Here is a 14,980-nt window from a genome sequence, read left to right on the forward strand (position 1 = left end):
AGGATTCCCGCCGCGGGTGCGGACCCTTCAGTCGCGGTTACGCTGGGAAGATGCGCATCCTCATAGTTGGCGGTACCGGCCTGATCTCCTCCGAAGTCGCGTCGCTACTGGCCGCCCAAGGCCACGACCTGACGCTTGTCACGCGCGGCCGCTCAACCACAGCCGCGCCACCGCCCGGGGCACACACCATTACGGCCGATGCCACGGACCCCGAGGCGCTGCGGGCAGCTTTGCGGGGACCCAGGTTGCGAGGCGAACGGTTCGATGCCGTCCTCCAGAGCGTGGCGTTCACCCCCGAGCATGTCGCTCAGGACGTCGAGACCTTTGCGCCGCTGACAAATCAGTACATGCTGATCGCGACGTCTGCGAGCTACCGCACATTCGATCAGTTCCATGCACTGCGCGAGGACGACCCACAGGAGAACCTCTACTGGGAATACGCGCAACTCAAGGCGCAGGCTGAACAAGCCTTGCGAGAGCGTGCCCCCGCAGCGGACCTCAACTGGACCATTGTGCGGCCGGCCCACACCTACGGGCCTTCCAAGATTCCCGCCTACACCGGCAACTCGTCGGCTCCTTGGACCGTCGTGGATCGGATGCGCCGCGGAGCTGACATCGCCGTGCCGGGAGACGGCACCGCTCTGTGGACTCTCACTCACGCACGGGACGTCGGGGCCGGGATCGTGGGCCTCATGGGCAATGAGCGTGCGCTCGGTAAGGAAGTCCACATCACCTCGGATGAGGCGCTCACGTGGAACGCGCTCTACGGAACCATCGCCGCTGCAGCAGGCCTGTCTCCCGAGCAATGGCACGCCCAGCGTGTAGCCGTCCCGTCCGACGCGATGGTCGCAGCCGCCCCACGCCAGGCAGGCTCGATCTACGGCGACAAGATGCACAATGCGGTGTACGACACCTCACTGATCAAGGACTTGGTCCCGGGCTGGACGGCAACAACGTCGTTCGCCGAGGGGATCTCCGAGTGCATTGAGTGGTTCGAAGCGGACCCCGAGCGCCAACACGTCGACGATGAGGCGAACGCCATGTTCGACTCGCTGTGCGCGATCTACCGCGCGGCATTGCGTGAGGCTGGCGCGTGAGCCCCTGGCGCCGGCGCTCCCCTGAACCGACCCCCGAGGCGGACGCGGCCGCACGCCGCAAACTGATGGATGTCGCGCTCAAGGAGTTCGAGCGCAACCCGGAGGCCTCCCTCGAGGACGTCGCTGACCGGGCGCGCGTCGACCGCGCTCAGGCCGTCCGGCTGCTGGAAGACCGTGATGGCCTCATCCGCGCCACGGCCATGCGGGGCGCCGAGCGAGTCGGCCGCGCGGCGTTTCTGGACGACGGCGAACCCAGCGAACAGATTGCGATGCTGATCGGCCGTGTCTGGGAGGACCAAAAGGACGTACTGCATGTCACGCGAATGGCCGCGCGCGGCGGATTCCGCTCCGATGTCGAGAACGCGCTCACGCCGCTGCGGGCGGTCCTTGTTGTGGCCCTTCAGCGCGGGATCGCTCAGGACTCCGTCCGCACCGACATTCCGGAGGCTGCGCTGGCCTGGTACGTCGAGCAGGCAGCATGGGACACGTTGATCCTGGCCGCCGCACGTCCCGAATTGGCCTCTGACTGGCGGCGACTCGCCATGACCCATGCACTGTGTGCCGCGGGACTGGGCTGGCGTGAGGCCGCCGCTGTCGCACACGCCGCGGGAGCTCGCCTCGACGCAGAAAATCACCGTCCCCGGTAGACCCCTCCACCCCACAGTCCCCTGTACCGAAGGAGCAGTTCATGCACGCGATTGCCGCACTCGAAGCATTGCCCATCGATGACCCGCTTTCACTGCAAGATATTGACCTTCCGGACCCCGAACTGCGCCCCACGGACCTGCTCCTCCGCGTCGAGGCGACGTCCGTGAACCCCACCGACGTGCAACGCCGCTCACGAGTGAAGGCAGGCGGGCCACCACGTGTGTTCGGCTTCGACGGCGCGGGCACCGTGACCGCGTTGGGTTCCGACGTCGAGGGATTCTCCATTGGCGACGAGGTGTGGTGGGCAGGCGACGCCAGCAGGCCAGGAGCGAATGCCGACCTCGAGGCCGTCGACCATCGCATCGTGGCGCACAAACCGCGCAGCCTCTCGTTCGCCGAGGCAGCGGCGCTTCCCCTCACGGCGCTCACAGCCTGGGAAGGCATGTTCGATTCGATGCGCCTCAGCCGCGAAGACTCCGGCACGCTCCTCATGGTTGGCGGCGCCGGCGGCGTGGGATCAGCGCTCACCCAGATCGCCAAGGCAGTCACGTCCTTGAAGATCATCGCGACCGCGTCTCGCCCACAGTCCCAGGACTACTGCCGACAGATGGGCGCAGATCTCGTGGTCGACCATCACGACCTGACCGCGGCCGTGCGGGCAGCGCACGACGGCGACGTCGATTACGTCTTCTCGAGTTACACCCCGGGAAATATCGCTACATACGGCGAACTTCTGCGGCCCTTCGGCCAGATTGTGTCCATCGATGGCGGCAAACTAGACCTCCTCCCCCTGTTTCCCAAGGCGGTTGGATTCCATTGGGGCTACATGTTCGCGCGCTCGCGCTATGAGACATGGGACATCTCGCAACAGGGGCTGATCTTGGCGCAGGTCGCCGACCTCGTGGATGCGGGACAGGTCCGAAGCACCATGACCGAGGCCATCAACGACTTCTCTGCCTCTGGACTCCAAGAAGCCCACCGGCTCGTCGAGTCGAAGTCGATGATCGGCAAGGTCGTCGTCCACCGCTAATCGCTGGCGCGACGAGGCACTCCGGCCCCCGCACCAACTACGAGCGAGGAGGCCCATGTGACATCCTCGTGGCATGCGACTGCGCCTTCTCATCATCGTGCCCACCGTTGCTCTTGTTCTGAGCGCCTGCACCGGCTCGGAGAGCTCCGAAGGCGAGACCACGACGAGCGTGGCACCCACAGGCTCCACGGTTCCCACAGCATCGGCCGATGCTGACGCAAGTGGGTCGGATAGTGGCACCGAGGACGGCGGTATCGAGGGCGACGCGGAGTCCGGGGCCGACGAATCTGGCAATGACTCAGGCAGTGAGCCGGACGACGCGATGGCCGCGGGCATCGACCCCTATTGCGAGCCGGCACTCGCCGGCGCGAAGGCGATGGGGGACCTTCTCGATGCAACCGATCGCAAGTCTGCCCAGACGGGAGTCGACGGCGACGGCGGCAGCGTTGCCGAGATGAATGCCGCTGGCACCGAGATGCTCGCGGCATCCGCCATCGTGGCTGATCAGTGGAGCGAAGCCGCGGGCGCGCTAGAGAACCCCGCGGCTCCGACCACTCCAGACTTCGCTAGCGCGGACGTTGAGGCGGCCCTGACCGACATCGAGACGTACCTGACCGAATGGGTGAATCCGGAGGCCGAGATTGCCGCGAGCGCGGGCTCGATCGCCGAGTACGACCAGGCCACCGTGGCCCTGCTCTCAGACGCCTCGGTGGTCGAAGCAGCATCGGCCGGCGGTGAAGGACTCAGCGTGGTGTTGCCCTACACACTCGAGCGCTGTGGCGAGCTCCCTGACCTCTAGGCCACAGCATCGGCCCGGCTCCACGGGACAACACGGAACTTAGGCGCCCAACTGCTCACGCACTCGCGCTAGCAGGTCCTCCCACGCATCGGCGAACTTCGCGATGCCCTCGTCCTCGAGCTGGGAGGTCACGTCACTCATATCGATGCCGGCATCCGCGAGCGCCGCGAAGGTGGCACGGGCGTCGTCGTATGTGCCACGGACGGTGTCCCACTGCCCACCGTCGCCACCAGGCTCGCCGTGGTCACCGAACGCATCCAGGGTTGACTCGGGCATGGTGTTGACGGTCCCGGCAGTGACCAACTCGTCGACATAGAGCGTATCGGGGTAGGCGTCGTCCTTCACCGACGTCGAGGCCCACAGTGGGCGCTGCGGGTGCGCGCCCGCGCTGGCGAGCGTGGCCCAGCGGTCCGAGGCAAGCACCTGCTCGTGGTGCTCGAACGCGAGCCGCGCGTTGGCGATTGCTGCCTTGCCGCGCAGTTCCGGTGCCGCCCCTCCTGTCTCCAGGCGGGAATCCACCTCAGAGTCGACGCGCGAGACAAAGAATGACGCCACGGACTCGATGCTCGGGAGGTCCTTGCCGTCCGCGTGGGCATCCTCCAGTCCGGCGACGAAGGCTTCGACGACCTCGCGGTAGCGGTCAAGGGAGAAGATCAGGGTCACGTTGACCGAGATTCCCTCGCTGATTGCGGTGCGGATCGCGGGAAGGCCCTCGACCGTGGCAGGAATCTTGATCATGACGTTGGGCCGGTCAACGAGCCACCACAATTGGCGTGCCTCGGCAATGGTTGCTTTGGTATCGCGCGCAAAGCGTGGGTCGACCTCGATCGACACTCGCCCGTCGACTCCCCCGCTCGCCTCCCACACGGGGCGCATCACATCGCAAGCGTGACGAACATCGGCCGTCGTGATCATCCTCACGGATTCCTCGACACCCACGCCACGCGTTGCCAACTGCGCGATCTGGGCGTCGTACGTGTCCGCACTCGAGACTGCCTTAGCGAAGATGGACGGGTTGGTCGTCACACCCACGATTGACTTGGCGTGGACGTCCGCCTCGAGGGATCCGGAGTTGAGGCGTTCGCGACTGAGATCGTCGAGCCAAATGGAGACGCCGGCGCTCGCCAACGCCTGGAGCGACTCATTGGGTGGTGCGGCCTGCGAGTCAGGCGCGGTCGCGGTGGGGTCGGAATCGTGAGTGTGCGTCATTGCGTATCTCCTTCTTCTGAGGTGTGGCGGCCGTAGAAGCCGTCGATGTGAGGGGAACCACTGCTGACACATGAGCATTCCATCGGCTCGCCGCCCTCGCGAGCGCGTCGCCGAACGTTCACCCACCCACTCACGAGCCCGCGCCTGATTGCCCGCCGTTCAGCCACACGTGCCTCTAGGGTGGGAGGAGACGACGACGCCCGACTTACCAGCGAGCACAAGGAGTGCGCATGCCAGGAGCTGCCCCCGAAACCCCCTCAGACTGCCTCGTATTCTTTGGCGCCAGCGGAGACCTGGCGCGCAAATCGATCTTTCCTTCGCTGTACCGCATGGTGAAGGCCGGAACGCTTACAGTGCCGGTCATCGGCGTCGCGTTCTCCTCGTGGTCCCTCGACGACCTCAAGCAGCGAGCCCACGACGCCGTCGAGGCAACCGCCACCGGCATCGACGACGCGCACGCAATGGAACGCCTGTTGGCCTTGCTGCGCTACGTCGACGGCGACTATCAGGACCCAGCGACCTTCGACGCGCTACGTGAGTGTCTGGGCACCTGCCAGTTCCCGACGCACTACCTGGCGATCCCACCCGTGCTGTTTGGCACCGTGGTCCAGGGCCTCAAGGGGGTGGGGCTGCACGAGAATGCGCGCGTGGTCGTAGAGAAGCCATTCGGCCGTGACCTTGCGTCCGCGCGTGAGCTCAATAGCGTCATCACTGACGCCTTCGACGAGCACGCTATCTTCCGCATCGATCACTTCCTTGGCAAGGAAGAGATCATGAACCTGCTGTACTTCCGGTTCGCCAACTCGATGTTCGAGCCCATCTGGAACCGCAACTACATCGAGTCCATCCAGGTCACCTTCGCCGAGAGCTTCGGGGTCCGGGGCCGCGGATCGTTCTATGAGTCCGCCGGAGCCCTGCGCGATGTCGTCGAGAACCACCTCTTCCAGATCGTCGCACTCTTGGCCATGGAGGCGCCGACCTACCAGGGATACGGTGCCGTTCAGGCTGCGAAGGCGAACGTCTTTAAGGGGATGCGCCCACTGACGCGTCACGACTATGTGCGCGGCCAGTTCAAGGGCTACCGCGACGAGGAAGGTGTCGCCCCGCACTCCGATGTCGAGACGTTTGCGGCTGTGCGCTTGTTCATCGACTCGTGGCGCTGGTCAGGAGTCCCCTTCTACCTGCGCACCGGCAAGTGCCTCGCGACCTCGGCTGGCGAGGTCGTCGTGAACTTCAAGCGCCCACCTCAGGCGCTCTTTGGCGATGCGATGGACCCCGACCAGCACCCCAACCGCCTGCGCTTCCGTCTCCAGCCTGAGGGCGAGATTGGCCTGGGCGTGCGCGTCAAGCGTCCCGGTGAGGAGTTTGTGGGCCACGAACGCGAGCTCCTGCTTCCGACGGAGAGCCCGCTCGAGCTCGAACCATACGAGCGGTTGCTGACCGATGCGCTTGCTGGCGACAGCGCCCTGTTTACCCACGAGGATTCGGTCGAGGCCGCATGGCGCGTGGTCGACGGGGTACTCACCGATCACGCGGCCACCATTCCTTACACCCCCGGCACGTGGGGTCCCGAAGAAGCTGCCGGACGCCTCATTGGCGAAGACGGCCCCTGGCACAACCCAGAAGCACACGCTGCGACCGATGGAGGCAACTGACATGACTGACACCCCAATGCAACTCGGAATGATTGGACTGGGCCGCATGGGCGCGGGCCTCACCCGTCGCCTTATGCGCGACGGTCACACGGTTGCCGTCCACGACGTTTCGGCCGATGCTGTGGAGACCTTGGCAGCCGAGGGCGCCGTTCCTGCGCCCCAGGTGGCCGACCTCCTCACCGCGCTTGAGGCGCCGCGCACGGTATGGGTGATGGTCCCCGCTGGCGCCATTACACAGGGGGTCATCAATGAGCTTGCTGAGGTCCTAGAGCCGGGCGACACCATCATCGACGGTGGCAATAGCTACTACCGCGACGACATCGCGCACGCGGCCGCACTAAGTGACAAGGGCATCCACCTCGTGGACTGCGGCACCTCGGGCGGCGTGTGGGGCTTGGAGCGCGGCTTCTGCCTCATGATTGGCGGCGAAACAGATGTGGTGACGCGCCTGTCACCCATTTGGGACACGATCGCACCCGGTGCTAAATCCGCCGGTCGCACACCTGGATTGACCGGCGAGGTCTCCCCCGCCGAGCGTGGTTGGCTCCACTGCGGTCCCAACGGCGCGGGACACTTCGTCAAGATGGTGCACAACGGCGTCGAGTATGGACTCATGGCTGCCTACGCGGAGGGGCTCAACGTGCTGCGCAATGCCGACATTGGCACACAGCAACGCCAGGCCGACGCGGAGACCGCGCCGCTGTCGAACCCCGAATTTTACCAGTACGACATTCCGGTGGATCAGGTCGCCGAGGTATGGCGTCGCGGATCAGTGGTGGGCTCGTGGCTGCTCGACCTCACTGCCGAGGCGCTTCAGCGTGACCCCGATCTGGATGAGTTCTCGGGCTCGGTTGCTGACTCGGGTGAGGGCCGCTGGACATCGATCGCGGCGATCGACGAGGGTGTGCCGACCCCCGTGCTCACGACGGCCCTGTACTCCCGCTTTGCCTCGCGCGACCTCGACATCTATGCGGAGAAGGTGCTGTCCGCCATGCGCAAGGGATTCGGCGGACACGTGGAGCGCCCGACCGGCGAGTAAACGGACACCGCCCCGCGCGGCCAGTGCGTTGGTGGCCGTGGTGGGTCTGTGTGCCCGTGCGTCGGTGAATCAGCGAGTCAGGCGGTGACCTGAGCGAGTGCCTCTGCGCACTTGCGGTCGTCGGCGACGCCGAGGTAGACCTTGCCTCCGTCGTGGAGCGTCAGCACCAAGGCGGTCGACCCGGTGACGGTGTACGCGCGTGCCCGCTTGTCGTGGAGACCAAAGCGCCATCCCCACCCGCCGAACTCCCGCATCGGCCGGTATGACGCGACCGTCACCGACGCAATGTCCGCGGCAGGGATGTCTCGCTTGAGCACCCCGCCAAGGGACACGTGTACGCCCGCTGGCGCCACGGTGATCGTCAGCGGGATGCATGCGCACGCGACGAGGATCGCAATCGACGCCACAGCGATCCACGGCGTCTCCAGCCATGTGTCGGCCACGGTGAAGGCCACGCCACAGGCGACCGCTGCGAACGCCAAAGCACCGAGCGCAATTGAGTTCTGCCAGGCCCACTGCCGCGAAACATACGTTGCCATGGTCATGATCGTGCCATCGCACCCGGGGACCGTGGCGTACGCCGGAAGAAGGATTCACCGCAAGTCACAGCACATACGCCTCAAGCACAATCCACCCGAACGTCGCCAGCGCCACGAGGCCCGCAAAAATGCTCAGCACTCCGACCCTGACGCCTGCTCGCGCGATGCCCGCGTGGTGCTCCCCTTGCCTGATGCCGTGGGAGACCTTGACGTACCGGCGCGAGGCCGACAGGTGCATGATCAACGCAGACGCGAGGCCCAGAACCGCAAGCAAATAGGCGGCAGGACCGTAGTACAGAACCAGGAGCTGAGCTCCCGCGATCGAGACTGCCCCGATCCGCAATGACGTGCGTCGCCACGCCAACGCGGTCAAGGTACGCAGATCGAACGCGTCTGGCGGACGCATCGGACCGGGGTCGTGACTGTCCGCGCCGTCCGGAAGCCTTCCGCGCGATCGCCGGCTCATGCGAAGAATGCTCCAAAGCACAGGATCAGCGTTGCGACCACGACGCCGACGGCAATGACACCACCGAGAGGCAGCGTCGGCTCCCAGTCGCCCCGCCCCGCATCGCGATTGGTGATGCGCCAGCCAATCCACGCATGAATTGCAGTCACGATGCCAAGGAGCACGAATACTCCACCGGACACCAGCAGCCAACCCGGATGAACAGGGGGGTCGAGCGCGACGAGGGCACCGCCGGTCGCCGTCAGCGCTAGAGAGGTTCTAATCCACGCGAGGAAGGTGCGCTCGTTTGCAAGCGCGACCTGCGGTGTTACCTGATGCGGCATGCAAACCTCCTGGTCAACGATCTGTGAGGGTGCCCCAGAGTCCTCGGGAAGCCCACGTTCTCGACGGTAGCGTTTGGAGCGGGCCGATGCTCGCCGGACACGGCGCTGTCTCGCACCTCCGTTGAGGGGACGCGGCGCACGGGTGCGGGTTGCGACCGGGCCAGCAGCGCCAGCGCTACTTCTGGTGCGCGGTGATGATCCCTGAGTAGGGGCCGTCGAGCGGACCGGGCTCATCCATCCCGGTGACCCAAAGGGACGAGATGTCGCCGTCGAGGTAGAGCGCATCGTCGACGCCCAGCTCGTCGCGATACAGCGTTGCGAAGTCCCAGAAGTTTGTGAGGCTGCGGCTGATAGCCAGATAGACCGTCTCCCCATCGGGGCTTACTCCCACGCCGGACCGCACAGCGAGATTGGTCGAGCCCTCGTTGAAGTCTGGGTGGATGTCTCCGTCCAGGATGAGTGCTGGACCGGACTGGGTCGCTTGCAGCACGCCGTCTGGGACGTAGTCACGGCTGTCCATCACCGCCGCGGTATCGCCATACACAGCGAACACTGCGTTCGGCATCAGGTGAAAGTTGCCCCCGCCTTCGTTGAGATTCACCGGCACGAGCTCCTCACCGTCCGAGACCAGCAAGCCGCCTGGCACCAGCTGTTCCGTGAAGATTCCGGCGTTCGTGGCGACTGCGGCCGTGGGGTCGTCCGCAAGTGCGTCGCGCAGCATGGTGCCGGGGTCACCCGGGTCCCAATCGATGGAGATGTCGAAGTCGTTGAGCGGAAGCGTCACCACCAGGTAGCGATTGTCGGCGTGCTCGATCACTTCTGCGTCGACGTCGGCGATGGGGTCAAGGCCGCCATCCGCGCCCTCGGGAGCCGCGGCGGACGCGGTTGGAGTGACGGTGACTGTCGACGCTGGAGTCGGCGCGCCGGGGCCGATGCACCCTGTCAGCGTCAGCACCACGGGCACGGCGAAGAGCATCGCGCTCCGCGTCCTGCTGCGCCTCACAGAAGTGTCATCCACACCATTAGCCTGGCACGCCCGGAAGCGCTGTGGTGCCACGCTGACATGGGAATCCTCGCGGCCGGCGATTGGTTGTCGACAGAGACAGGGGCATATGAGACGCCCATCCCGAGATTTGCTCAGGAGGTTCACATGTCATTTGATCAACTCACCTTCGACGACCCGTCGCAGCGCTACGCGCACATCCGTCCGAAGGCACAGAAGCATCCGTTCCCGGGCCTGGACCGAGACCTCGATCCCCAAGCCGATCACGGCGAGGAGACCTACCGCGGCACCGGCCGACTCCAAGGCCGCAAGGCTCTGATCACCGGCGGAGATTCCGGCATTGGCGCTGCCGTCGCCATCGCATTCGCACGTGAGGGCGCGGACGTTGTCATTTCCTATCTTGAGGCTGAGCGGGCTGACGCCGAGCGCATCGGCGGCCTTATCGAGAGCGAGGGCCGCCGCGCCGTCCTCATCGCGGGCGATCTACGGCACCGCGACTTCTGCCGCACCCTTGTGAGCAAGGCCGTCGACGCTCTTGGCGGACTGGACATTCTCGTGAATAACGCTGGTTACCAGGTCTTTCACGAGGACTTCAAGGACTTGTCCGATGACGATCTGGACCAAACGTTCAAGACCAATCTCTACGCGATGGTGTGGCTCACTCAGGACGCGCTCCAGCACATGGGTCCGGGCTCAACCATCATCAACACCACATCGGTGCAGGCATACAAGCCCTCGCCCATCATCGTGGATTACGCCACCACGAAGGCCGGTATCAACGGATTCACGAAGGGCCTGGCCATGCAATTGGCCGATCAGGGCATTCGCGTTAACGCCGTGGCCCCTGGTCCTGTCTGGACGCCGCTCCAGGTGAGCGAAGGACAGCCACAGGGCAAACTCGACGGCTTTGGCGACAACACGGCGCTGGGCCGTGCGGGCCAGCCCGTCGAAATGGCACCTGCGTATGTCTTCCTCGCCTCACCCGAGTCGAGCTACGTTGTGGGCGAGACCATCAACGTCAACGGCGGACTGCCCGTGCCGTAAGTGGTGCTGAGGCAACCGCCGCGAACAAGCATGCGGGCACGAGCGCGTCTACAGTTCGAGCCGGATTTGGTCGGCATCGAGGCGGTCCATTTTGGCCGACAGCGCCTGCGAACTGAAGATCCCTAGTCCACGGGCGTCGATCAGTGCTTCCCGTTTGGCCTCGATTACCGCGACGTGTTGGCTTACGCGATGTTCTGCGGTGCCCTCGTCGCGGTACTCGGCGCGGGCTTGATCGGCGGTCTCCGCCAAGTACTCGTCGAGCGCGGCCGCTTCCGCGCGCTCCTGTTCGGGGCTCGCGCCGCGGGAAGGCTTCAGGAGTTGGATTGCCCACTTGACGGTGCCTCCCTGAATGACGAGCGAGCCGACGGCGACCGCGTATGCGATCAGCACTAGGAGCGCGCGCCCAGGGGTGTCCGTGGGAAGGGTCTGCGCAGCGGCGACCGTGACGACACCGCGCATGCCTGCCCACACCATCAGTCCGCCTTCGCGAGGCCCCAGCGGTTCCCGCACGAGGTAGCTGATGTCTGCCTCGGTGCGCCGGAGATGGCGGTGGACGTGCTCTTCGCTGACCTTGCCACGAGCGATGGCGCGCCCGCGCAGGCCGCCCGATGCGCGTCCGACCTGCTTCATGGCGCCAGTCGCGGTATCGGGGTCGCGAAGTCGTTCGCGCAGGGACTCAAGATGCGGTTGAAGGGCGGCAGCGCGACGCGCGCGCTTGGCCTGCACCCACAGCAGCGGCGCGATAAAGGCCGCACGAATTGCCAGCACGAAGAACAGGGCTCCCGCCGCAACCGCGACAGCGAATCCCACCCCCTGGTGGTTGGCCTCAACCTCTTCGATCGTGGCAAGAAGCTCGAGACCGACAATGAGGTAGACGACACCCTCGAGAATCAACTCGATCGCGTGCCAAGTCTGCGCGTCAGAAATCCGCACCTGTGGCGACAGCGCCCGCGCGGCGCCATTTCCGGTCACGAGCCCACAGACGACCGCGGCGACGAGTCCGGAGGCTCCAACCAGCTCGGCTGGAATCGAGGCGATGAAGGGCACCGCCAGCGTGAAGACAGTGTTGGCAGTCGTATCTGTGATGCGTCCCGAGATCCACAGGTTGAGCCGCCCCACCACGAGCCCAATGATCACGGCCACCGTCATCGCAAGGATGAACTCGACGGCGACATCCCAGATGGTGACTGCCGCGGCGGCCGCAGCAACCGCAGCGCGCAACAGGACAAGCGCGCACGCGTCGTTGAGGAGGCTCTCCCCCTCCAGGATGCTGACCACGCGGGGCGAGACACCCAGGCGCTTGATAATCGCCGTGGCGACGGGGTCCGAAGGCGACACGATCGCGCCCATGGCGAACGACCACGCCCAGGACAGGTCCGGGATCACCCAGTGGAAGAAGACTCCGAGCAGCAGCGTCGAAATGATGGTCAAGGCCACCGACATGCCAGAGATGGCTTTGAACTCGCGACGGAAGTCTGTCGCCGGGATGGAGGCACCGGCCGCGAACAACAGCGGGGGCAACACGCCCGCGAGGATGACCTCCGGATCGACTGAAATGTCCGGCACGAACGGCAGTAGTGACACGCCAAAGCCGAGCGCGACAAGGATCAGCGGCGACGCGATCCCGACTTTGGGGCTCACCGCCGTGGAGAAAGCAATCGCGACGAGCGCGATAACGGCAATAACCAGGAACTCCACTGCGTCCTCCCAACGACGGCGAGTCCCATCGTAGCCAGGGAAGTCACGCGCAACTGAGGCTCAGGAGATATCCGGGACTTTTGGTGCTGGCCACAGGGCCGATGCCCGGGTTACGCTCACAGGGTCCACTCACGAGGAGATGAAGATGACTGCGACAATTCGCATCGTCAGGCCCGCACGCTCGGGCGCCGCTTCCACCTCGCGCACCTCGGCTATGGGCCAGGTGAGCGGCAAGGAGGCGGACATGATGACCATGCGCGTCTACATCATCACCATGACTCCTCGCGGCGTGATCGTCACGGACGGCGAAGGCTCAGGGCTCTGGCAGCTCGATGACGCCGCGACCGCAACGCTCACGACCGCCGTGGCTGCCGGGATTACACGAGTCGACGTCCTCGAGCAGGGCCGCGCCTCCATCGCTGGCACGGAGTTCGCCTTCGCTGAGTAGCCCGCTCGCCCTGCGCTTCATCTAGAAAAGACGAGCAGGCTCCTGCGCCGCGGTGTCGGGAAGTGCGGCGTCGGGAAGCGCGGCGTCATGATCTGTGGCACCGAGCGCGACGGACCTGGCACCTGCGCTCCCCGACTCCCCGATGCGCTGACGTGAGGCTTGGGTTCTCCGCCACTCGCCGTTACCGTCGCGGGCAGTCGCACGCGCACTAGCGCTACGCTCCCGTGCGCTGTCAGTTGATCCCATCGACCCAGTGTTGGGGTCCTCGACAGTCGGTGCGAGCTCGTACTTGCGGATCAGCGGCTTGATGCGTGCGGCGAGCTCGTGTCGGTAGTGCTTGGGCGCGTAGGCGCCGTCGCCGAAGAGACGCCGGTACCTGGGCGTCAGGTCTGGTCGGTGGGTGTTGAGCCACCGGGCGTACCACTCCTTGACCCCGGGCCTGAGGTGGAGTGCGGTGTAGGTCACCGACGATGCGCCGGCTTCCTTGATACGCGTCAGCGCCGCGTCGAGGTGAGGCTCGGAGTCGGTCAGGTAGGGCAAGACCGGCATCATGAATACTGCGACGTTGAAGCCCATGTCCGCGGCCGCCTTGACGGTCGCCAGACGGGCAGCCGTTGTGGGCGTGCCCGGTTCAATGGACTGCTGGAGGTCGTCGTCGAAGATCGCGATCGACATCGCAATATCGACGGGGACATCTTGTGCGGCCTGGGCTAGGCGCGGGAGGTCGCGCCTCAGCAACGTGCCCTTCGTAAGGATGGACATCGGAGTGCCCGATTCCGCGAGCGCATCGATGATGCCGGGCATGAGTTGATAGCGGCCCTCGGCCCGCTGGTACGGGTCGGTGTTGGTGCCGAGCGCCACGTGCTCGCGCTGCCACGACTTCTTCGCCAAGTCCGCGCGGAGTGCATCAACGATGTTGGTCTTGACAATCACCTGGTTGTCGAAGTCGTCCCCGGCATCAAGCTCAAGGTACTTGTGGCTGGGCCGCGCGAAGCAGTACACGCAAGCGTGCGAGCAGCCGCGGTATGGATTGATGGTCCAGGTGAACGGCACCACCGAGGAATCCCCGACTTTGTTCAGCGCGCTCTTGGCGTGAATCTCGTGGAACGTCACTCCCGCAAACTCGGGCGTCTGCACAGACCGAATGAAGGTGTTGAGTTTGGCCAAGCCAGGCAGGGCGTCGGCCCGCTCCACCGTCACATCCTGTGCTTCCCATCGCATGCCGCCATTCGAACACATGTTCGACTGACTCGCAAGGACTCCCCCGGCGCGCCGGAGTAGCGTAAGACAAGGACCACCCACGAGAGGCACACGCTGATGGCTGACATGATCGATGACGATCCAGACCGGTCCGAGTTCGACAAGATGGTGGCCGGCGATTGGTTCCGCTATCGGCACGCCGGGCCAGAGCTGACGGACCGCACCGACGCCACTCAAGCCGCCTGCCGCGCCATCAACTCCGTCTACCCTGACTCCCCGCGGCGGGCCAATGAACTCATGCACGAGTTGCTCGACTCGTGTGGTCACAATCTCGACTTTCGCCCGCCCATCTACATGGATTACGGCGAGCGCGTCCGCATTGGCGACGACGTCTTCATTAACGCGGGCCTATTGATCCTGGGCGGCGGGCTGGTCTCCATCGGTGCGAAGTGCCTCATTGGGCCCGACGTGCGGCTCTACACACCCAACCACGCCATGGATCCCGCAACTCGACGCGAGGGCTGGGAGCGCGCCCTCCCCATCACTGTCGAAGAGAACGTATGGATCGGTGGATCGGTCGTGGTGTGCCCGGGCGTGACGATTGGTCGCGACAGCGTGATTGGCGCCGGCTCCGTCGTGACGCGAGACGTGCCGCCCGGAGTCCTCGCCGCGGGCAATCCTGCACGCGTCATTCGCTCACTGACGGACGACGACCGCGAGCGCCCGTAGCCTGCTGCCCCAACAAAGGCGATCCACAGACAGAGGTGAAGGGCCGATGCTGT

The 14,980-nt window shown here is 65.3% G+C and carries 16 protein-coding genes; 9 read left to right on the forward strand and 7 right to left on the reverse strand.

Annotated features, from left to right (window positions below; genetic code table 11):
- The first annotated feature begins 50 nt into the window (after positions 1–50).
- The 4 genes from AOP74_RS00080 to AOP74_RS00095 all read left to right on the forward strand — a co-directional run bounded on the left by AOP74_RS00080 (position 51) and on the right by AOP74_RS00095 (position 3,574).
- Positions 51–1,097 (forward strand): NAD-dependent epimerase/dehydratase family protein, encoded by a 1,047-nt coding sequence (locus AOP74_RS00080; protein WP_061960307.1) that lies wholly within the window; start codon positions 51–53, stop codon positions 1,095–1,097.
- Positions 1,094–1,744, forward strand: a complete 651-nt coding sequence (locus AOP74_RS00085; RefSeq protein ID WP_152649098.1) for a hypothetical protein — start codon at positions 1,094–1,096, stop codon at positions 1,742–1,744. The genes AOP74_RS00080 and AOP74_RS00085 overlap by 4 nt, the downstream gene beginning before the upstream one ends.
- Positions 1,745–1,785: 41 nt before the next feature.
- Positions 1,786–2,775, forward strand: a complete 990-nt coding sequence (locus AOP74_RS00090; protein ID WP_061960309.1) for a zinc-binding alcohol dehydrogenase family protein — start codon at positions 1,786–1,788, stop codon at positions 2,773–2,775.
- Positions 2,776–2,848: 73 nt separating this feature from the next.
- Positions 2,849–3,574: a hypothetical protein gene (locus tag AOP74_RS00095; protein WP_061960310.1), complete on the forward strand. Its 726-nt coding sequence runs from the start codon at positions 2,849–2,851 to the stop codon at positions 3,572–3,574.
- A gap of 39 nt (positions 3,575–3,613) precedes the next feature.
- On the opposite strand, the gene tal is transcribed toward AOP74_RS00095, so the two are convergent.
- A complete protein-coding gene (tal, locus tag AOP74_RS00100; RefSeq protein ID WP_082095892.1) occupies positions 3,614–4,783 on the reverse strand; it encodes a transaldolase in 1,170 nt (389 codons plus the stop codon).
- 230 nt (positions 4,784–5,013) lie between these two features.
- On the opposite strand from tal, the gene zwf reads away from it, so the two are divergent.
- Positions 5,014–6,438 carry a glucose-6-phosphate dehydrogenase gene (gene zwf / locus AOP74_RS00105; RefSeq protein WP_061960311.1) on the forward strand — a complete coding sequence of 475 codons (1,425 nt, stop codon included), beginning with the start codon at positions 5,014–5,016 and terminating at the stop codon, positions 6,436–6,438.
- A gap of 1 nt (position 6,439) precedes the next feature.
- Entirely contained in the window at positions 6,440–7,477 is a 1,038-nt protein-coding gene (gene gnd, locus AOP74_RS00110) for a phosphogluconate dehydrogenase (NAD(+)-dependent, decarboxylating) (protein WP_236683682.1), read from the forward strand.
- 77 nt (positions 7,478–7,554) lie between these two features.
- Here the strand turns inward: gnd and AOP74_RS00115 are convergent, their stop codons facing one another.
- From AOP74_RS00115 to AOP74_RS00130, 4 genes are all read right to left on the reverse strand, one after another.
- A complete protein-coding gene (locus AOP74_RS00115) occupies positions 7,555–8,016 on the reverse strand; it encodes a hypothetical protein (protein WP_152649099.1) in 462 nt (153 codons plus the stop codon).
- 64 nt (positions 8,017–8,080) lie between these two features.
- A complete protein-coding gene (locus AOP74_RS00120) occupies positions 8,081–8,482 on the reverse strand; it encodes a DUF202 domain-containing protein (protein WP_061960313.1) in 402 nt (133 codons plus the stop codon).
- Positions 8,479–8,805, reverse strand: a complete 327-nt coding sequence (locus AOP74_RS00125) for a YidH family protein (protein WP_061960314.1) — start codon at positions 8,803–8,805, stop codon at positions 8,479–8,481. Before AOP74_RS00125 ends, AOP74_RS00120 begins: the two co-directional genes overlap by 4 nt.
- 175 nt (positions 8,806–8,980) lie before the next feature.
- Complete coding sequence (locus AOP74_RS00130) at positions 8,981–9,823, reverse strand: phosphodiester glycosidase family protein (RefSeq protein WP_152649100.1); 843 nt, start codon at positions 9,821–9,823, stop codon at positions 8,981–8,983.
- A gap of 132 nt (positions 9,824–9,955) precedes the next feature.
- Here AOP74_RS00130 and AOP74_RS00135 point away from each other — a divergent pair, with 132 nt between their 5' ends.
- On the forward strand, positions 9,956–10,852 hold the full coding sequence (locus AOP74_RS00135) for an SDR family oxidoreductase (protein WP_061960316.1): 897 nt from the start codon (positions 9,956–9,958) through the stop codon (positions 10,850–10,852).
- Positions 10,853–10,900: 48 nt separating this feature from the next.
- On the opposite strand, the gene AOP74_RS00140 is transcribed toward AOP74_RS00135, so the two are convergent.
- Complete coding sequence (locus AOP74_RS00140) at positions 10,901–12,550, reverse strand: cation:proton antiporter (protein WP_061960317.1); 1,650 nt, start codon at positions 12,548–12,550, stop codon at positions 10,901–10,903.
- A gap of 145 nt (positions 12,551–12,695) precedes the next feature.
- Between AOP74_RS00140 and AOP74_RS00145 the strand changes: the two genes are divergently transcribed.
- Positions 12,696–12,998 (forward strand): hypothetical protein, encoded by a 303-nt coding sequence (locus AOP74_RS00145; RefSeq protein ID WP_152649101.1) that lies wholly within the window; start codon positions 12,696–12,698, stop codon positions 12,996–12,998.
- Between the two features lie 21 nt (positions 12,999–13,019).
- On the opposite strand, the gene AOP74_RS00150 is transcribed toward AOP74_RS00145, so the two are convergent.
- The gene (locus tag AOP74_RS00150; RefSeq protein WP_082095893.1) at positions 13,020–14,219 is read right to left on the reverse strand and encodes an Rv2578c family radical SAM protein; all 1,200 of its coding nucleotides are present in this window, start codon (positions 14,217–14,219) and stop codon (positions 13,020–13,022) included.
- Positions 14,220–14,315: 96 nt separating this feature from the next.
- Here AOP74_RS00150 and AOP74_RS00155 point away from each other — a divergent pair, with 96 nt between their 5' ends.
- Positions 14,316–14,927: a sugar O-acetyltransferase gene (locus AOP74_RS00155; protein ID WP_201774287.1), complete on the forward strand. Its 612-nt coding sequence runs from the start codon at positions 14,316–14,318 to the stop codon at positions 14,925–14,927.
- Positions 14,928–14,980: the final 53 nt, after the last annotated feature.

The sequence above is a fragment of the Demequina flava genome (assembly GCF_000975035.1).
Lineage (GTDB): Bacteria > Actinomycetota > Actinomycetes > Actinomycetales > Demequinaceae > Demequina > Demequina flava.